Source organism: Enterobacter cloacae complex sp. 385G4 (assembly GCF_057320665.1).
The window spans coordinates 345,119-364,479 of sequence record NZ_JBXWDD010000001.1; the positions used below are offsets into that span (position 1 = coordinate 345,119).

At 56.0% G+C, this 19,361-nt stretch carries 17 protein-coding genes; 6 read left to right on the forward strand and 11 right to left on the reverse strand.

The window, feature by feature from the left end; all coding sequences use genetic code 11:
• The first annotated feature begins 29 nt into the window (after positions 1-29).
• On the forward strand, positions 30-365 hold the full coding sequence (locus tag AC2FAJ_RS01845; RefSeq protein ID WP_014883596.1) for a GlpM family protein: 336 nt from the start codon (positions 30-32) through the stop codon (positions 363-365).
• Here the strand turns inward: AC2FAJ_RS01845 and folM are convergent.
• The 3 genes from folM to ydgH all read right to left on the reverse strand — a co-directional run bounded on the left by folM (position 362) and on the right by ydgH (position 3,636).
• Positions 362-1,084 carry a dihydromonapterin reductase gene (gene folM, locus AC2FAJ_RS01850; RefSeq protein WP_041910292.1) on the reverse strand — a complete coding sequence of 241 codons (723 nt, stop codon included), beginning with the start codon at positions 1,082-1,084 and terminating at the stop codon, positions 362-364. The two genes, AC2FAJ_RS01845 and folM, sit on opposite strands and share 4 nt — an antisense overlap.
• A gap of 39 nt (positions 1,085-1,123) precedes the next feature.
• A complete protein-coding gene (locus AC2FAJ_RS01855) occupies positions 1,124-2,506 on the reverse strand; it encodes an amino acid permease (RefSeq protein WP_447088078.1) in 1,383 nt (460 codons plus the stop codon).
• A 185-nt stretch (positions 2,507-2,691) separates the two neighbouring features.
• Complete coding sequence (ydgH, locus tag AC2FAJ_RS01860) at positions 2,692-3,636, reverse strand: DUF1471 family protein YdgH (protein WP_028012941.1); 945 nt, start codon at positions 3,634-3,636, stop codon at positions 2,692-2,694.
• A gap of 535 nt (positions 3,637-4,171) precedes the next feature.
• Here ydgH and pntA point away from each other — a divergent pair.
• From pntA to AC2FAJ_RS01875, 3 genes are all read left to right on the forward strand, one after another.
• Positions 4,172-5,701 carry a Re/Si-specific NAD(P)(+) transhydrogenase subunit alpha gene (gene pntA / locus AC2FAJ_RS01865; protein ID WP_485453738.1) on the forward strand — a complete coding sequence of 510 codons (1,530 nt, stop codon included), beginning with the start codon at positions 4,172-4,174 and terminating at the stop codon, positions 5,699-5,701.
• Between the two features lie 10 nt (positions 5,702-5,711).
• On the forward strand, positions 5,712-7,100 hold the full coding sequence (pntB, locus tag AC2FAJ_RS01870) for a Re/Si-specific NAD(P)(+) transhydrogenase subunit beta (protein WP_013096868.1): 1,389 nt from the start codon (positions 5,712-5,714) through the stop codon (positions 7,098-7,100).
• Positions 7,101-7,206: 106 nt separating this feature from the next.
• Positions 7,207-8,316, forward strand: a complete 1,110-nt coding sequence (locus tag AC2FAJ_RS01875; RefSeq protein WP_485453739.1) for a mechanosensitive ion channel family protein — start codon at positions 7,207-7,209, stop codon at positions 8,314-8,316.
• Between the two features lie 40 nt (positions 8,317-8,356).
• On the opposite strand, the gene uspE is transcribed toward AC2FAJ_RS01875, so the two are convergent.
• The 7 genes from uspE to AC2FAJ_RS01910 all read right to left on the reverse strand — a co-directional run bounded on the left by uspE (position 8,357) and on the right by AC2FAJ_RS01910 (position 15,531).
• Positions 8,357-9,307, reverse strand: coding sequence for a universal stress protein UspE (uspE, locus tag AC2FAJ_RS01880; RefSeq protein WP_028012944.1), 951 nt, complete (start codon positions 9,305-9,307; stop codon positions 8,357-8,359).
• A gap of 109 nt (positions 9,308-9,416) precedes the next feature.
• Positions 9,417-9,569, reverse strand: a complete 153-nt coding sequence (locus AC2FAJ_RS01885) for a hypothetical protein (RefSeq protein WP_223239597.1) — start codon at positions 9,567-9,569, stop codon at positions 9,417-9,419.
• A 176-nt stretch (positions 9,570-9,745) separates the two neighbouring features.
• Entirely contained in the window at positions 9,746-10,498 is a 753-nt protein-coding gene (gene fnr, locus AC2FAJ_RS01890; protein WP_485453740.1) for a fumarate/nitrate reduction transcriptional regulator Fnr, read from the reverse strand.
• A 183-nt stretch (positions 10,499-10,681) separates the two neighbouring features.
• Positions 10,682-11,197 carry a methylated-DNA--[protein]-cysteine S-methyltransferase gene (gene ogt / locus AC2FAJ_RS01895; RefSeq protein ID WP_028012946.1) on the reverse strand — a complete coding sequence of 172 codons (516 nt, stop codon included), beginning with the start codon at positions 11,195-11,197 and terminating at the stop codon, positions 10,682-10,684.
• A 10-nt stretch (positions 11,198-11,207) separates the two neighbouring features.
• On the reverse strand, positions 11,208-12,734 hold the full coding sequence (gene abgT, locus AC2FAJ_RS01900; protein WP_485453741.1) for a p-aminobenzoyl-glutamate transporter: 1,527 nt from the start codon (positions 12,732-12,734) through the stop codon (positions 11,208-11,210).
• Between the two features lie 41 nt (positions 12,735-12,775).
• Positions 12,776-14,221 (reverse strand): M20 family metallopeptidase, encoded by a 1,446-nt coding sequence (locus tag AC2FAJ_RS01905; protein WP_485453742.1) that lies wholly within the window; start codon positions 14,219-14,221, stop codon positions 12,776-12,778.
• Positions 14,221-15,531, reverse strand: a complete 1,311-nt coding sequence (locus tag AC2FAJ_RS01910; protein WP_485453743.1) for a M20 family metallo-hydrolase — start codon at positions 15,529-15,531, stop codon at positions 14,221-14,223. The genes AC2FAJ_RS01905 and AC2FAJ_RS01910 overlap by 1 nt, the downstream gene beginning before the upstream one ends.
• A 175-nt stretch (positions 15,532-15,706) precedes the next feature.
• Here AC2FAJ_RS01910 and AC2FAJ_RS01915 point away from each other — a divergent pair, with 175 nt between their 5' ends.
• Together AC2FAJ_RS01915 and smrA are read left to right on the forward strand one after the other, a co-directional pair.
• Positions 15,707-16,618, forward strand: coding sequence for a LysR family transcriptional regulator (locus tag AC2FAJ_RS01915; protein WP_028012950.1), 912 nt, complete (start codon positions 15,707-15,709; stop codon positions 16,616-16,618).
• A 355-nt stretch (positions 16,619-16,973) separates the two neighbouring features.
• The gene (smrA, locus tag AC2FAJ_RS01920; RefSeq protein ID WP_045630204.1) at positions 16,974-17,537 is read left to right on the forward strand and encodes a DNA endonuclease SmrA; all 564 of its coding nucleotides are present in this window, start codon (positions 16,974-16,976) and stop codon (positions 17,535-17,537) included.
• A gap of 27 nt (positions 17,538-17,564) precedes the next feature.
• Here smrA and tcp read toward each other — a convergent pair whose 3' ends face one another.
• Positions 17,565-19,226: a methyl-accepting chemotaxis citrate transducer gene (gene tcp / locus AC2FAJ_RS01925; RefSeq protein ID WP_028012952.1), complete on the reverse strand. Its 1,662-nt coding sequence runs from the start codon at positions 19,224-19,226 to the stop codon at positions 17,565-17,567.
• Positions 19,227-19,361 lie beyond the last annotated feature (135 nt).

A 19,361-nucleotide genomic window follows, 5' to 3' on the forward strand; every position in this document is an offset into this window, starting at 1 on the left:
CTTGTTATTTGATTGTTATAGGAAAAAATATGGGGCTGGTTATCAAAGCCGCGCTGGGGGCGCTGGTGGTGTTACTGATTGGCATTCTGGCAAAAACCAAAAACTATTATATTGCCGGGCTGATCCCGCTATTCCCGACCTTTGCGCTGATTGCCCACTATATTGTGGCCTCTGAGCGGGGTACGGAAGCGCTACGCACGACCATCGTGTTTGGCATGTGGTCAATCATTCCGTACTTTCTCTACCTGCTTTCCCTGTGGTATTTCACCGGTTTTCTGCGGCTTCCCCTGGCGCTGGGCGGGGCAGTGGTCTGCTGGGGGCTCAGCGCCTGGGTGTTAATCTTCTTCTGGAGCCGCTTTCACTAGCGCAGCGGGCGACCGCCGTCCACGGCAAAGGTTCTGCCGGTGACGTAGCAGCTGGTGAGCAGATAATCTACAAGGTCGATCACCTCTTTCTCGCCTGGGGCAATTTTCATCAGCGACTTATTCAGCGCCTGCTGGCGGTATTCCGCATCATCGTGTTCGTTAAACAAAATCATCGCCGGGGCGATGGCGTTCACCTTTACCTCGGGCGCGAGCTTGCGGGCAAAGGAGCGCGTCATGTTATCCAGCGCGGCTTTGCTGGCCGCGTAGGCGATATGCTTGTCGCTGCCGCGCTCCACCACATAATCGGTAAAGTGAATAATGTCGCCCGCCGCATGCCCGTGGCCGCGCAGCAGATCCTGCAGCGCGTGGTTAAGCAGATAAGGGGCGTTAACGTGGATTTGCAGCATGGCGGAGAGCGTATCGCTGAGGGACGTGCCGGGCTTCTCGGCACACCATGCGCTGGCGTTATGGATCACGGCGCGCAACCCCGTCGCGGTGGATTTAACCTGTTCGGCAAAGGCCAGAATGCCTTCGTCGGTGGAAAAATCAGCCTGAATGCAGATCGCTCCGGCTTTGCGCAGCCCCTCAATCGATGGGTATTCCGTACGGTAGCTGACAATGACCGGATGGCGAAGGTTGAGAAAGTGATGGGCGAGGGCGAGGCCGATACGGCGGCCTCCACCGGTAATCAGTATTGGGCGAAGCGGTGCATTTCCCATCGTATTCTCCTTTACAGTTCAACAATGGGAAAGACAGTGCTATCCCATTAACATCCAGGTTGCCGGTACGGCAGCAACCAGTAACAGCCCGATTAAGGCCATTTCACGGCGTTTCAGCGCGTTCTCCAGCTGATGCGTGCGGCGGGCATAGATAAACACCAGCAGACCCGGCGCATACAGCACAACCGACAGCAGCAGATGCATCGGCCCGGAAGCATACAACAACCACAGGCCGTAAATACAGGCCCCTACGCCCACAACATAGTGCGCCGGACGCGTGGCGATTTTTAACAAATACGCACCCACTAAGAAATAGGGTACCAGAATCATCTCCGAGGCGATGGTCAGCAGGGTGTTATAGTCTGAACCTGTGAGCCAGATCAGCACCAGACAGACCTGAACGCTGATGTTGGTCAGCCAGAGTGAGGCTGATGGCGCATTATTTTGGTTTTGACGAGCAAACAGGCGGGGAAACGCCTTGTGCGTAGCGGCCAGAAACGGCACTTCAGCCGCCATGATGGTCCAGCTCAGATAAGCGCCGCAGACGGAGACGATCAGCCCTGCGGCAATCACCACGTCGCCCCACGGGCCGAGCATTTTCACCATCAGGCCTGCCATGGACGGGTTACGCATTTCGGCCAGTTCAGGACGCGCCACCACGCCCAGCGACAGCAGGGTCACCAGCAGATACACGCCCAGCGCTGCCAGGACGGCCAGCAGCGTGGCGCGGCCCACATCGCGCTTATTACGCGCGCGGGCAGAAACCACGACGGCACCCTCAACGCCGATAAATACCCACAGGGTAATCAGCATCGTGTTTTTCACCTGCTCCCAGACCGGAACGCCCAGCGCAATGCCGCTGAAATCAAGCGAAAACACGTCGAGACGAAACGCGATAAAGGCCAGCACGATAAACAGGCCAAGCGGCACCAGCTTCGCCAGCGTTGCCACCAGGTTGATGCTGGCGGCGGTCTGGACACCGCGCAAAATCAACCAGTGAACAATCCACAGCAGCACCGAGGCGCCGACGATAGACTGCCAGGTATTACCGTCGCCAAACAGGCGCAGCTCAGGGGTATCGGTAAAGAAACTGAGCGCCGAGAAGACAATCACCAGATAAGAGACGTTGGCGATGACCGCGCACAGCCAGTAGCCCCAGGCGGAACAGAAGCCGATCAGCTCGCCGAAACCTTCACGTGCATAGGTGAAAATGCCGCCGTCCAGATTCGGGCGAATGCGCGTCAGCAACAGCATGGCAAACGCCAGCAGCAATATCCCGACACCGGTAATGCCCCAGCCAATGAGCAGGGCGGCAGGGCTTGCGACGGCCGCCATGTTCTGCGGTAAACTGAATACGCCCGCGCCCAGCATTGAGCTCAATACAAGTGCAGTTAAAGCACTCAGGCCAAGTTTCTTTTCCATTGGCTTCCTGTTATGAAAAGTCCCAATCCAGAATAATTATTTCGCTAAGGCGCATAAAAATGGTGGATCACACTAAGGCGCGGGATTTTACGGAGTGTAACGAAAGCATGCAATGATGTGTGGCAGAATTTCAAAAAAAGTAACAAAAAAAGGCGGCATTGCGCCGCCTTTCATCAACGGTTTTGTTACTTGTACAGATCGGCGCTGATGGTCACGTTGTTACCACGTTCCTGCCACTGGCGGGTGATGTGGTAATACTTCGCCCCTTTCTTCGCCGCACGCTTCGCGACCTGATAAGAGACTTCCGTCATATTGCCGTAGTTGCCGGTAAACTTGATGCTGTCGAACGGCACCATCTGCGCGGCAGTGGCTTTGTTCAGCTCTTCAATTTTGGTGCCGTCCGGCAGCGTCACGGAGTAACGGCCACCTTTCGTGGACTGCGTTTCAAAGAAACGGCCCACTTCAGCGCTTGGCGCCGCAGAGGTCGCTACGCCCGGAATTTCAACTTTCTTCGCTTCTTCGCCGCCTTTGGCTATCGCCGCGCGACCCGCTTCAGAATCCGCAGGGATGGCATCCGGGCTCTGCAGAACGCGTTTTTTCGCATCTTCTTTGTAGATGAATGCGGTAATGCGCTGGTTGCCGCCCTGGTTAGCATCCACCTGACGCACGATATAGAAAGAGTAGGCACCTTTCTCTTTCGCGGCTTTGGTGATGGCATCGTTCACTTCTGGCTGGCTGCGATAGAAGCCCTGAACGGTAACGGTGTCGTAAGGTTCCAGCTCAATGGCCTGATCTTTCGGCAGCTCAACGATACCGTTGATCACGCGATTTTTCGGCGCGTCAGCCTTTGGTGCATTATCTTTATACAGCGCAATGGTCACGCGCTGGTTACCGCTGTTGCCGTAATCGGACTGGTCAACTACGTAAAACGAGGCCGCCCCGTTTTTATCCGCGGCTTTTGATGCGGCGGCGACGGCATCGCCAATAGAATTATAACGACCCACAATGACCGTATGGTCAAAAGGTTTTAACGCTGCCGCTTGCTCTGGCGTTAACTCTGTTGCGGCATTCGCAGACAGGGCGGTCGCACAGAGAAGTGCGGACGCCAGGAGTGTGTTCTTAAGCTTCATAAAAATAATCCTTCGCCTTGCGCAAACCATGTACTGGTATTGTTGTTTATTTGAGACGGCCCCGATTATGGCATTTAAAACCCGTCGCTGTCTGCGCCATTTTTCACTGCCTGTGCTCACTCAATTACCGAATTCGATAACATTTAGTGATATGTTGAAAAAACAGGCGTTTGACAAGCAAAACTGATAAAGCATATGACTTTTACAAGTTAATTTAATGTTAATAACTTGTTCTCTTATGGCGCTATATCATGTTTTTACCGCTTCGCTTGCGCGATTTATCGGTTCTGGCGATGAATTTAAGGTAAATATCACTGTCAGTGACGCCGATCGCTTATTTTTCACAGATAAAGTAAGAAATAGTGTTTTCTGGCGGTAGATCACAAGCGCTATTTTCAGTAGGTTATAGACAGTTTGTTACTGTTTTATTTTGCGGGGTTACTCATTTCTCGTCGCTATCATGCTGGCGAAAATTGATACAAACCGCGGGCATTTATCGACAAACCATCATCAAAAACCGATGGAAGGGAAAACTATGCGTATTGGGGTACCAAAAGAACGGTTAGCCAATGAAACCCGCGTAGCGGCAACACCGAAAACGGTGGAGCAACTGCTTAAGCTGGGTTTTACCGTCGCGGTTGAAAGCGGCGCAGGCAAGCTGGCGAGTTTCGATGACGAAGCCTTTATTCAGGCTGGCGCGGAAGTGGTGGACGGTGCTGAAGTCTGGCAGTCGCCCGTGATTCTGAAGGTCAACGCGCCGGAAGAGAGTGAGATTGCGCTGCTGAATCCAGGCACCACGCTGGTGAGCTTCGTCTGGCCTGCACAAAATCCTGAACTGATGGAGAAGCTTGCGGCCCGTGGCGTGACCGTGATGGCGATGGACTCCGTGCCGCGTATTTCGCGCGCGCAGTCGCTGGATGCGCTGAGCTCCATGGCAAACATTGCCGGCTACCGCGCCATTGTTGAAGCAGCCCACGAATTTGGACGCTTCTTTACCGGCCAGATCACCGCGGCGGGGAAAGTCCCACCGGCAAAAGTAATGGTAATTGGCGCGGGCGTGGCGGGTCTTGCCGCAATCGGTGCGGCAAACAGCCTGGGCGCTATCGTGCGCGCGTTCGACACCCGTCCCGAAGTGAAGGAACAGGTCCAGAGCATGGGGGCCGAATTCCTTGAGCTGGACTTTAAGGAAGAAGCGGGCAGCGGTGATGGTTACGCGAAGGTGATGTCCGAAGCCTTTATCAAAGCCGAAATGGAACTCTTCGCCGCGCAGGCGAAAGACGTCGACATTATTGTTACCACCGCGCTTATTCCGGGTAAACCGGCGCCGAAGCTGATCACCCGTGAGATGGTCGACTCCATGAAGCCGGGCAGCGTGATTGTCGACCTGGCGGCGCAAAACGGCGGTAACTGCGAGTATACCGTTGCCAATCAGGTGACCACGACCGCTAACGGCGTGAAGGTGATCGGCTATACCGACCTGCCTGGCCGCCTGCCAACCCAGTCGTCTCAGCTGTACGGCACCAACATGGTTAACCTGCTGAAGCTGCTCTGCAAAGAGAAAGACGGCAACATCACCGTCGATTTTGACGATGTGGTGGTGCGCGGCGTCACCGTCGTTCGCGAAGGTGAAATTACCTGGCCTTCGCCGCCTATTCAGGTTTCAGCCCAGCCCCAGGCTGCGCCAAAAGCGGCACCCGAGCCAAAAGAACCGGCAAAACCGGCTTCTCCGTGGCGCAAATACGCCATCATGGCGCTGGTCATTATTCTGTTCGGCTGGCTGGCTGACGTCGCGCCGAAAGAGTTCCTCGGCCACTTTACCGTCTTCGCACTCTCGTGCGTTGTGGGTTACTACGTGGTGTGGAACGTCTCCCATGCGCTGCATACGCCGCTGATGTCGGTGACCAACGCTATCTCCGGGATCATCGTGGTAGGGGCGTTGCTGCAGATTGGACACGGCGGCTGGATCAGCTTCCTGAGCTTTATCGCGGTGCTGATCGCCAGTATCAATATTTTCGGTGGTTTCACCGTGACTCAGCGCATGCTGAAAATGTTTCGTAAAGGCTAAGGGGTAGCATATGTCTGGAGGATTAGTGACAGCCGCATACATTGTTGCTGCAATCCTGTTTATTTTCAGTCTGGCGGGGCTTTCCAAACACGAAACGTCTCAGCAGGGAAATAACTTTGGTATCGCCGGGATGGCGATTGCGCTGATTGCCACCATCTTCGGGCCGGATACCGGCAACGTGGCGTGGATCCTGGTGGCGATGATCATCGGCGGCGCGATTGGTATTCGCCTGGCGAAGCGCGTGGAAATGACCGAGATGCCGGAGTTGGTGGCGATTCTGCACAGCTTCGTGGGCCTGGCGGCGGTGCTGGTGGGCTTCAACAGCTACCTGTATCACGAACCGGGCATGGAGCCGATTCTGGTCAACATTCATCTGACCGAAGTGTTCCTCGGTATCTTCATCGGTGCGGTAACCTTCACCGGTTCTATCGTGGCGTTCGGCAAGCTGCGCGGTAAGATCTCTTCTAAACCGCTGATGCTGCCTAACCGTCACAAGCTGAACCTGGCGGCGCTGGTGGTGTCGTTTGTGCTCCTGGTGGTCTTCGTGCGTACCGAAAGCGTGGGCCTGCAGGTACTGGCGTTGCTGGTGATGACCATCATCGCGCTGGCGTTTGGCTGGCATCTGGTGGCGTCCATCGGCGGTGCGGATATGCCGGTGGTTGTCTCGATGCTGAACTCCTACTCCGGTTGGGCAGCGGCTGCTGCGGGCTTTATGCTGAGCAACGACCTGCTGATCGTCACCGGTGCGCTGGTCGGTTCTTCCGGTGCAATCCTGTCTTACATCATGTGTAAGGCGATGAACCGTTCATTCATCAGCGTTATCGCCGGTGGCTTCGGTTCTGACGGTTCTTCTACCGGCTCTGACGAAGAAGTGGGTGAACACCGTGAGATCAGCGCGGAAGACACCGCGGAAATGCTGAAAAACTCGCATTCTGTGATCATCACCCCAGGCTACGGTATGGCGGTGGCGCAGGCACAATATCCGGTGGCGGAAATCACCGAGAAGCTGCGCGCGCGCGGTATCAAAGTTCGCTTTGGTATTCACCCGGTGGCGGGACGTCTGCCGGGCCACATGAACGTACTGCTGGCGGAAGCGAAGGTGCCATACGACATCGTGCTGGAGATGGACGAGATCAATGATGATTTCGCCGACACCGACACCGTGCTGGTTATTGGTGCTAACGACACCGTTAACCCGGCGGCACAGGACGATCCGCGCAGCCCAATCGCCGGGATGCCGGTTCTGGAAGTGTGGAAGGCGCAGAACGTCATTGTCTTCAAACGCTCGATGAACACCGGCTATGCTGGCGTGCAGAACCCGCTGTTCTTCAAAGAGAATACCCACATGCTGTTTGGCGACGCCAAAGCCAGCGTGGATGCGATTCTGAAAGCGCTGTAATTCGCTTTCTCCTGACAAACCGCCCTTCGGGGCGGTTTTCCTATTTCTGCGGCCAGCGTTTCTCCTCTGTCTATACTTTACCCTTTGTGTAATACGAGGAGGTGTAATGCAATTTCTGTCCCGCTTCGACATCATCGCGTTGATGATGACGCCGACATTCTGGATAGGCGCCGCCACGGTTGTCTTTGTGACGCTGCTGGTGTACTGGCTGCTAACGCGCCTGATCGCGTTCGTTAAGAAAGGCATCACCACCTGGGGCGATAAGCACCCGACCACCAACCGGATGCGTTTTATCCTGACCGATATGCTTAACCGCACCAGCCGATTCCTGCTGTTTGTGGTGGCGCTGCTCTTCAGCCTGCGTTTCGTTGGCTTACCCGATCATCTCTTTGGCACCGTGAGCCACGCCTGGTTTCTGGTTTTCGCCATCCAGGTGGCGCTGTGGATGGATCAGGGGGTGGTGTCGTGGCTTCGTCACGTCATGCTGGCGCCCGGAAGCCATAAAAACCCGGTCACGCTGGTGATCACGGGGCTTATTCTCCGTGCCATCGTCTGGTCAGTGATGCTGCTGTCTATCCTTGCTAACGCGGGCGTCAACATCACTGCTCTGGTTGCCAGCCTTGGGGTAGGGGGTATTGCCATCGCCCTCGCCGTACAAACGATCCTCAGCGACGTGTTTGCCTCGCTCTCTATCGGCTTTGATAAGCCGTTTGAAATTGGCGATTTTGTGGTGTTCAACGACGTGGCGGGGACGGTAGAGCACATTGGCCTGAAAACGACCCGTATCCGCAGCCTGAGCGGGGAGCAGATCGTCTGCGGTAACGCCATTTTGCTTCAGCAGACGCTTCACAACTACAAACGCATGCAGACGCGTCGCATCGTCTTTACCTTTGGCGTTGCCAGCGACACGCCGCCCGATAAGTTGCGCTACGTGGGGGATATGGTCAGGCAGATCATTACCGATGTCGGCGAGACAAAATTCGATCGTGCCCATTTTCTGGGATTCGACCGCGACCGCCTGACGTTCGAAGTCGTCCATATCGTTAATACCGCGGATTACAACAAATACATGGACATCCAGCAGGAGATCAATATCCGTATTCTTGAAGGGCTGAACGCCCAGGGGATTAAGCTGGCGCTGCCCAGCATGGTATTGCACGCGCCGTGGATGCAGGATGAGTCAGGTGAACAGCCGAAGCCGGTAATGGAGAGCTGATGAGAAAAGCCCGCCGGAGCGGCGGGCTTTGATGTTTACGTTAATCGTCTTCCGGGTCGTCCAGCTCAATCGGCGTCTGATACTCATCCGGCTTGATGACCAGCAGGTCGCAGCGCAGATGGTCGATCACCTGTTCGGCGGTATTGCCGAGGAAGGCAGCAGAGATACCGGTCCGGCCAATGGTGCCCAGCACCACAATCCCGGCCTGCAGATGTTCGGCTAAATCCGGGATCACCTCTTCAGGCAGCCCTTTTTCCACGTGCGTCATGTTCTCGTCAATGCTGAACTTCTGGCGCAGCGCTTTCATCGCCAGCAGGTGCTGACCGCGGATCGCGTCGTTATAGACGCTAGGGTCAAATTCCGGCAGCTCAATGGCGATATTGATCGGGGTAACCGGATAGGCGCCCACCAGATGCACTTCGGTATGGTTAACCTGATCGGCAAGCTGGATGGTCTCCTTCACCAGCTTCTCGTTGAGCGAATTGTGATAATCCTCTTCGCTCGCGAGATTCACCGCCACAACGGCTTTCCCGCCTTCAGGCCACGGCTGGTCTTTCACCATCCAGACCGGGCAAGGGCATTTCCGCAACAGATGCCAGTCGGTCGGAGTGAAGATTACGGACTCCAGCTTGTCGTGCTGGTGCGCCATCTTCAGCAGCAGGTCGTGCCCACCGGCAACCACTTCCTGGATAATGGCCTCAAAAGGTCGGTTATGCCAGACCACTTTAATATCAATAGGCACTCCCGCTTCCAGGTAATACTTCGCCTGTTCACGGATCCACGCGGTACGCTGGCTGATGACGCCCTGACGCATAGCGGTGCGCTCGTCAGGCGACAGAAGGGTGGTCATCTCATACGAGAAGTCATAGATCGGCAAAAACGCTTTGATTTTGCCACCAATCCGTTGATGTAAATACACAGCACGTCGTAATGCCGGCTGATCGTCCTGATTCGGATCGATAGCTACCAGCATGTTTTGATACTTGGCCATACAGGTCTCCTTACTACTGTCACCACAGTCTGTAATTAAAAGAGTAACCTATATATCCTGAATGAAACAGAGGGGAGCTTTTGCCAGATCAATAATTCATGAAAATTTATCAGAGGAAAAGCACGGTGGATGTCACCGCGATAAACGCAATGAACAGCAGCACCATCACCGCTATCGCAAAGGTCGTGGAATCCTGAACGTAGGTTTTTTCCTCCCCCTTCATCGGACCAATAAGCATGATCCAGATGAATATAAAGGTCACTGAGGCGATCACGACTGAAACGAAAAACAAACTTTCTCTCAATTCATAACCTCAACGACAACCTTTCAGGCGCTGTGTGGGGACGTGCTACGGTGAAAATGTCTTAAAGCGGAAGCGATGATACCAGACCAATAAATCACTTGAATTTATCAGTCTGGTTATCAACATGCGGAGAGTTACGCCACGTTGCGGGCGTGTCCGGCAAGAACGGCCAGCCCTTCGCCGTTTTCGATAGTGATGTATTTACCCTTAACGGCCAGCATTCCGCTCTTCTGGAAACGACCCAGCAGACGGCTGATGGTTTCAACGGTCAGGCCCAGGTAGTTACCGATATCGCCACGGGTCATGGTCAGACGGAACTCACGCGGCGAGAAACCGCGCTCGGCGAAGCGGCGGGAGAGATTGTAGATAAACGCGGCCAGACGCTCTTCTGCGTTCTTTTTAGAAAGCAGCAGAATCATGTCCTGATCGCCTTTGATCTCACCGCTCATCAGACGCATCATCTGCTGACGCAGGTTAGGCATCTTACCGGACAGATCGTCCAGGGTTTCAAACGGAATTTCGCAAACCATTGAGGTTTCGAGTGCCTGAGCAAAGCTCGGGTGGTGACCAGTACCGATGGCATCAAAGCCCACCAGATCGCCTGCCAGGTGGAAGCCGGTGATCTGCTCGTCACCCTGTTCGGTGATGGTGTAGCTCTTGATGGTGCCAGAGCGGATAGCATAGAGCGATTTCAGTTCGTCTCCCGCTTTAAACAGCGTCTGCCCTTTCTGAATCGGCTTTTTGCGCTCGATGATGTTATCAAGCTGATCGAGTTCATGCTCATTCAGGGTAAACGGGATACAGAGCTGGCTGATGCTGCAATCCTGGCAATGGATAGCACAACCGCCAGACTGAATGCGTCGTATAATTCGCTTTTCCGGGATCATAGGTTTGCTCAAGCCTTAATTGATATTGGTCAATTTTAACATCTTTTTGGTAAGTACGTAAGCCTGACAAACCCTCAATAAGGACAAGAGACGGCAACGTGTTGCCATCTTCTTGAAATTCCACAGCTTGATTATGGATTTTTAGCCTAACCGGTAGAAAATTAAGCACAAAAAGCCTGGGATCTACAGCAAGAGATACCCTTCGTGACGCAGTAACCACTCCTTGCGCTGCACGCCACCGGCATAGCCGGTCATGGTGCCGTTACGGCCAATGACCCGATGGCAGGGCACCACAATGCTGACCGGATTAGAGCCATTGGCGGCACCCACCGCGCGTGCGGCGCCTGCGCGGCCTAGCTGCTCCGCGAGCTGGCCGTAATGCATGACCTGCCCGCACGGAATCGACCGCAGCGCCTGCCACACTTCGCGCTGAAAAGGGGTACCTGCCGTGGCGGTTGGCAGAGTGTCAATGATGCTGAGATCGCCTTCAAAATACGCCGCCAGCTTGTCGCTCAGCCCGCCCGGGTTGGTGGCGCTGATGCGTTCATAACCTTGTGCACGGTAATGAATATCAAGCAGTTCCTCCATGCGGTCGCTGTGCTCTTCCCACTCAACGGCGCGCAGGCAGAACTGCTCGTCCGCGATCACCCACAGCGGCCCGAGCGGCGTCGCAATTTTATCTTCGAGTAATCTCAGCATTTTCAATCCTTTAATTTAGCCTCGGGTATATCCCCGGCCCAATCGGCAGGCCGACAAGATACCATGCCACCAGCATCCCCAGCCATACCCCTAAAAAGATAAGCGGGTAGGGTAAAACCAGCGAATAGTAGGTACCCAGTCTGGCCTCGGGCTTATAGCGCTGCAGGAAACCTAAAAACAGCGGAACGAAAGGTGAGACGGGCGCCAGCGGGATCACCGAGGAGTCCGCGATGCGGAACAGGATCTGGGCAAACGCCGGGTGGAACCCGAGCATCATAAACATCGGCACGAAGATCGGCGCCAGAATTGACCAGATGGCGGAGCCGCTGGCAATAAACATGCACAGCAGGGATGACAGCAGCGCCAGCCCGACAAACGCCGGTACGCCGCTTAATCCGGCAGCCTCCAGCGCGTCGGTCAGGCCCACGGCCATAAACTTGCCCATGTTGCTCCAGTTAAACATCGCCACAAACTGCGCCAGCGGGAATACCATCACGATAAAGCCCGCCATCTCTTTCATCGGCTCGATCATCAGCTGCGGCAGATCGCCCTGACGGCGGATTTTGCCGGTAGCGATACCGTAGGCGAGCGAAACGACAAAGAAGAAGAGAATAATCAGCGGCACGATGCCCTGAATAAACGGCGACGGCAGGACCGTATGCTTAACCGGATCGCGCAGTATGCCGTTTTCCGGCACCACCATCAGCGCCACCAGCGCGATAAACGCCAGCGAGACCAGCCCGGCCACGCGCAGGCCGAAGCGCTGCTCTTTGCTTAGCGTCTCCAGCTTTTCATCGCTACGGCCTTCCCATTTGCCCAGACGCGGTTCGACGATCTTATCGGTAATCAGCCCGCCGACAATCGTCAGGACAATCACCGAGCTGGCCATAAAGTACCAGTTGTCGATCACGCTGACGTGCATGGCCGCATCAATGGTTTTCGCCGCCTCCGTGCTGATGCCCGAGAGCAGCACGTCGGTGGTGACGATCAGCAGGTTGGCGGTAAACCCGCAGCCCACGCCCGCAATGGCCGACAGCAGACCCGCCACGGGATGGCGCCCGACGGCGAGGAAGATCAGCGCCCCCATCGGCGGCATAATCACCAGCGCGGCATCGGATGAAATGTGGCTGAAGAAGGCGATAAACAGCACCATGTAGCTGGCGTAGCGCGCGCTGACGTGGGACGCCATTTTTACCATCAGTGCGGGTAACAAGCCCACGCGTTCAGCCAGCCCGGCGCCCAGCACCAGCGCCAGAATGGCCCCCAGCGGAGCGAAACCGCTGAAGTTTTTGATGACGTTCGGTAAAAACCAGTGCAGCCCGTCAACGCTGAGCAGGTTTTTCACCGCCACCAGGCTGCCGTCTGCCGGGCTGCGCACGCTGACGTCAAAGGCCGAGAGCACGGCGGTGGCAACCATCAAAATCACAATCAGATAGATAAACAGCAGGAAAGGGTGCGGCACTTTATTGCCGATCCTTTCAACCCAGCCATAGAGCTTACCGGATGGGGAATGCGAAGGTATGGATGACATACTCATGGGCGTTCCTCGGGAGTGTTGTGTTGTTGTGTTGTGTTTTTTTATTTTAAAGGTGACGGTGTCACGCCCGGTGGGATCGGACACGCGTACGGTTTTTCTTCTATTTGTTGTTCGAACTCTTCACGGCATGTTTTCAGCAGGTCTGCATCCTGCAGCAGATTGAGCGCGGTTGCGCCCATCACTTTCCCGGCCAGCAGCATGCCTTTATGGGCGATGGAGGTTCGTCCCTGCGCCACCAGTTGCCAGGTGTGCAGCGGCGTGCCGACGGTAAAGCAAGGGCTGAAGCACTGGGCGACCGGCATTTTCCAGCTGACGTCACCCACGTCCGTTGAACCCGCCAGCACGTTATCGGTGATGGCATAGGGCGCGACTTCATCCACCAGCAGCGTCTCCTGATGGCGGCGGGCAAAGGCTTTGCCTGCTTCTCCCCCCGTGGCGGCAATGTTTTTCAGGCTGTTCTGCAGATCGTTTGGCGTCAGCGTGGCGCGGATTTCGCGGGCAAAGTCGCGCTCTTCATCGGTCCACTCCGGCGTGCCGTAGTGCTGCAGGGCGCGATACATCGCCGCCTCAAGCGTGCGGTTCGGCAGGTAACTGGAGCAGGCCTTATCAAAGCGGCATTCCACGGTGGTTTCGGTCATCATCGCCGCGCCCTGGGCGATTTTTTCGATGCGTTCGTAGATCTGCTGCGCGTCGGCCATCTCCGGGGCGCGGATCAGGTACAGCACTTCAGCCTGCGCCTGCACCACGTTGGGCGAAATCCCGCCGGTGTCGGTGATGGCGTAATGGACGCGCGCTTTCTCTATGATGTGCTCGTTAAGGAAGTTGGTGCCGGTGGTCATCAGCGTCACGGCGTCCAGTGCGCTGCGCCCTAAATGGGGCGAGTTGGCCGCATGCGCCGCCACGCCGTGAAAACGCCAGGCCGCCTGAATGTTGGCGAGCGTGCCGACGTTAAACATCCCGGCAAAGGCCTCCGGGTGCCAGGTGACAGCGGCATCAACGTCATCAAACAGACCTTCACGTACCATAAAGGTTTTCCCGGAGCCGCCTTCCTCACCGGGACAGCCGTAAAAACGCACCGTTCCGCTGCCGCCGTGCTGCTCCAGCCAGCTTTTTACCGCCACCGCGCCCGCAAGCGCTGCGGTGCCCAGCAGGTTATGCCCGCAGCCGTGGCCGTTTTCCCCCGGCTTGGCGGATTGCGCCGTCGCGCAGTGCGCCTGCTGGCTTAGCCCGGCCAGTGCGTCGTACTCGCCCAGCAGAGCGATAACCGGTTTTCCGCTGCCGAAGCTGGCGATAAACGCGTTTGGGATACCGCCTGCCTCGCGGGTCAGCGTAAAGCCCTCGGCTTCCAGCTCGTCAGCGAGCCGTCTGGAGGACCAGAACTCTTCAAAGCGCGTTTCGGGATGATCCCAAATCGCGTCGGCAATATCGGTTAGCGTCTGACATCGCGTGTCGATGGCATCGGCAATAAAAGCGTAGTTCTCCTGCATTACACACCTCGCGTCCACGGGAAATTGAGCGCAGTTCGCGCCAGCGTTTCAATGGCGACAGCCATGACCTGCTCATCGAAGTCGAATTTTTCGTTGTGATGTCCGGCGCTCAAATCCGTGCCGAACACCATATACGACGCCATGCCGCCGTTCTGCTGCACGCGGGCCATCATCAGCGTGGCGTCTTCAGAGCCTGCTGGCGCTTTCACCTTATCGATTGCGTGCACAATTCCCGATACCTGGCTCGCCTGTTCACGCAGGTAATCAACCCAGGCCGGCGTCGGTGCGCTGGAGGTGGCGGCCCCCATCAGGCGCATCTCCGCGCTCACGCCATAGAGCGCGGCCGCGCCGGTAATGACAGCCTGCGCGCGTTCAAAGACATACTGGTTTATTGCTTCGCTTTCGCCGCGGGTTTCAACCTTAATCAGTGCATTTGCGGGCACCACGTTGCGGCCGCTACCCGCCTGCATCACGCCGACGTTGACGCGGGAAGCGCCTTCGCTGTGCGGGGCGATGCTGTGCAGGGCGAGGGCGGCCTGCGCGGCGGCAAGCAGGGCGTTACGTCCATCCTCCGGTTTGCCGCCCGCGTGTGCGGCAACGCCGGTAAAGTTCACGTCGAACTTGGTGGTTGCCATAAAGTTATCGCTGCCGCAGATCGCCGTTCCGGCGGGGACGCCGGTACCAATATGGATGGCGGTAAAATAGTCCACGCCGTCCAGCGCCCCGGCGGCGACCATGGCGTGCGCGCCGCGGGTGCCTTCCTCGGCAGGCTGGAAGATCAGCTTGACGGTACCGTTGAGCCGCGCTTCGTTCTGCTTAAGCACCTTTGCCAGCCCCAGGCCAATGGTGGTGTGGCCGTCGTGCGCGCAGGCGTGCATCATTCCCGCGTTGCAGGAGGCAAAACCGTCGCGGAACGGGCGATGACTGTCGTCGAGCGCTTCGCTTAAATCAAGGGCATCCATGTCGACGCGAAACGCCAGCGTCGGGCCCGGTCGTCCGGTATTCAGGGTCGCCACAATGCCGGTAAATCCGCCTTCAAACGGTGCCAGCCATTTCTCAGGCGCGCCCTGTGACCGCGCACGGGCAAACTCTCGCGAAAGGGTAGCGTCATCGGGCAGCCCCATACGGCTTTCGGCATCGATCACGTCGCGACCCATCGCCAGTTCGTAGCCCAGGGAGTCAAGGATTTCCGCGACCTTTGCGGCGGTACGGAACTCTACCCAGCCGGATTCCGCAAAATGGTGAAAATCGCGACGCCATGCGATCAGCTGGGGGGCTAATGTCTGGATGTACTGCGCCAGTGTGTCCATATCTGTTCCTGTCATCATTAAAAAATGTGAACTGCTTCACGCTGTGATAGTTTTTACTTATCACTAACCGTTTTTTCACAGTTTTAACCGTTCAGGAATTACCCTCGCACATCCCTTTCCATTAAAGTAGATGACAATTTCTTTACTCTGATAAACAACGGTAATCGGTTGGGCTATGTCATTTCAGATTAAATTTCATCAAATCCGGGCGTTTGTTGAAGTGGCGCGTCAGGGCAGCATTCGCGGTGCCAGCCGGACGCTGAATCTCTCGCAGCCGGCGCTGACCAAATCCATCAAAGAGCTGGAGGAGGGCATGGCGGCGCAGCTTTTTGTTCGCCGGAGTAAAGGCGTTGCGCTGACCGAGTGCGGGGAAGGGTTTTACCAGCGCGCCAGGCTGATTCTGGAAGAGCTGCGTGCGGCGCAGGATGACATTCGCCAGCGGCAGGGGGATCTGGCCGGGCAGATCAATATCGGGATGGGGGCCAGCGTGTCACGCAGCCTGATGCCCGCCGTCATCACCCGTTTTCACGCCCAGCACCCGCAGGTTAAAGTGCGAATTATGGAAGGGCAGCTGGTGTCGATGATCAATGAATTACGCCAGGGCGAACTGGACTTCACCATTAACACCTATTATCAGGGGCCTTACGACCATGAGTTTACGTTTGAAAAACTCTTCGAAAAACCATTTGCGGTATTTTGCCGGGAAGGGCATCCGGCGACAGGGGCAACATCCATTAACGATCTGCTGCATTATAACTGGACAATGCCAACGCCGCGGGGAAGTTATTATAAGCAATTAGAAGATCTATTTAGCCACCGCTCGCAAATACCGCGGATTGGCGTAGTGTGCGAAACCTTTTCTTCCTGCATTAGCCTTGTTGCGCAAAGTGATTTTTTAAGTATCCTTCCGCAGGAGTTAGGCTGTGACCCGCTGCTGGCGCACCGTCTGGTCATTCTGCCGGTTGCCGAGTCGCTTCCAAAAGCCGCATATTATTTAATTCAGCGCCGGGATTCTCGTCAAACTCCGCTTGCCGAATCATTAATTACGCAATTCAGAAGGGAGGCGAGGAAAATAGTTTCAGGATGAATGTCGCATAATAAAAAAACAGAGTCTGCCCGACATCAGACAGACCCTATAGTACACACAGCAGTGCGTCCTTTCGCAAGTCCTGGGTATTATATCCATGAGGCAGGTAAATTTAGTTATAACACCTTTCCCGAAAAATGAAAGGAAGGTGAATGACTGATTTTACAAAAATTTAACGCAAATCACCTATTTTACCGTTGCTGGGGTTTTAGTTAAGTCAGGTTTAAGTACATTTTATAATGACTATATATATTCATCGGGTTAATATTTATCTCGTGCCTCATCTTCTAAGGGTTATTGAGACACCTGTCTGGCGCAGGTATAGTACAAGCCCAGATGTAGCCGGAGGATTTCCATGAACCCTGACGACAAATCCCTTTTTCTTGACGCCATGGAGGATGTCCAGCCCCTGAAACGCTGCACCGATATCCACTGGCAGCAAAGCCGTAATACCCGGGCTCGCCAGGACATCGATACCGAACAGCTCGACAACTTTCTGACCCTGGGTTTCCTTGAGCTATTGCCGCTTGACGAGCCGCTGGCGTTCCAGCGCGAAGGCGTCCAGCAGGGCGTTATTGATAAGCTGCGTTCGGGTAAATACTCCCGACAGGCCAGCTTAAATCTGTTGCGTCAGCCCGCTGAACGCTGCCGCCAGATGCTGTATTCCTTTATTCGCCAGGCCAGTCGTGACGGATTACGTAACCTCATCATCATCCACGGGAAAGGGCGCGAGCAAAATTCGCATCCTAATGTGGTGCGTAGCTATCTGGCACGCTGGTTAACCGAGTTCGAGGAAGTGCAGGCGTTCTGCGTGGCGCTGCCGCATCATGGCGGCAGCGGGGCTTGCTATGTTTCCCTGCGAAAATCCGACGACGCGAAGCAGGAGAACTGGGAACGGCACGCCAAGCGCAGCCGTTAGCGGGCGATATCTTCGCCCGCCTGAGGCTTAGAAGGTTTCCCAGTTACTGTCGGGGGTGGCGTTAGCCGTTGCCGGACGCAGCAGCTGCGGCGTTTTAACGTTGGCCGGGCGTGGGGCGGTGGCGTTTGCTTTACCGTTCAGACGAAACGCGGCCACGGCCTGACGCAGCTGTTCGGACTGATCTTCCAGCGCCGCTGCCGCCGTGGCGGACTGCTGCACCAGCGCGGCGTTTTGCTGCGTCACGCTGTCCATCTGCGACACGGCCAGGCTCACCTGCTCAATTCCGCGGCTCTGCTCATCCGATGCGGACGAAATCTCGCCCATGATATCGGTGACGCGGGTGACGGCGGCGACAATCTCCTTCATAGTCGCGCCCGCTTCGCTGACCTGCTCAGAACCGGTGTTCACCCGGCTGACTGAGTTCTCAATAAGCCCTTTGATCTCTTTCGCCGCCTGCGCGCTGCGGCTGGCCAGCGTACGAACTTCACCGGCGACAACCGCAAACCCGCGGCCTTGCTCGCCTGCGCGCGCGGCTTCCACCGCGGCGTTAAGCGCCAGAATGTTGGTCTGGAACGCAATGCTGTCAATCACGCCGGTAATATGAGCGATTTGCTGCGAACTGTCGGCAATTTCGTTCATGGTGCGCACCACGTTATCCACGACGTGGCCGCCGCGAGCCGCTGTTTCAGAGGCATTCTTCGCCAGCAGCGTCGCCTGACGGGCGTTATCGGAGTTCTGTTTAACCGTTGCGGTCAGCTCTTCCATGCTGGCGGCTGTCTCTTCGAGCGAGGAGGCCTGCTCTTCGGTGCGGGCGGAGAGATCATTGCTCCCTGCGGCAATTTCACCCGCGCCGGTGTAGATGGAGTCGGTGCTGCCGCGTACGGCGCTGACGGTCGTCACCAGCGACTGCTGCATCTCGTGCAGGCCAGCCGCCAGTTGACCCATCTCATTGCGGCCAGAGAGGGTGATATCCTGCGTCAGATCGCCTCCCGCAATGGCGCGAATATGGTTCATGATGGCGTTGAGCGGTTTTAACAGCAGGTGCTGTAAACCCTGCCAGATCACCACCAGCACGGCGATAACGGCCAGGAAAATGGCTGCCAGCGTCCACTGCATCTGCGTGAAGCTGCTTTGGTTCTCTTCGGTTGCCGCCTTCAGCAGCGTGTTGTTCTCGGCGCGCCAGCGGTTATAGACCGCTTCCATGTCGTCCTGGGCCTGCTGAGCGTCCAGATCGCCATAGGCCTGGTAGTTGTCGGCACGCAGATACTCAATCGACAAACGCATCACCTCGTGCATCTGATTCCATGACTTCTGCATCTCGTCGGTTAACGCCGCATTCTGGCCGTTAACCTGCGGCATTTTCTGCCATTCTTTGTTATAGGCTTCAGCTTTAGCCAGCGAGTCGCCTGCGGTGCCGAGCAGTTTGTTGATCGCGGCAAGGGATGCCGGGTCGCGCTGGTTCTTCAGGTAGCGGATTGCCACGCGGGTGACGGTAACGCGCGTTTTCACCAGCGTGTTCACGCTGTCGCTCAGGCTTTCCTGCTGGGCATTCAGCACGCCGGAGTTCTGGAAGTTATGGCGATCGTTGCTGACGGCAGAGTAGAACAACCCTCCCGTGACAACTTGCAGCAGACAGAATATGGTGAGGGCAAAGATAATTCCGGTAATCACGTGCAGATTTTTCAGCATAGCGGTCGTCCGTTAGAAAAGATGCAGAGGTACACCCATACTATCGTCGTATAGAATTTAAACTTTAATTTAACTCGCGCTTAACTTAGGGCTTCGGTCAGGAACCTGTTGTAAATCCGGATCATTTTATGAGGA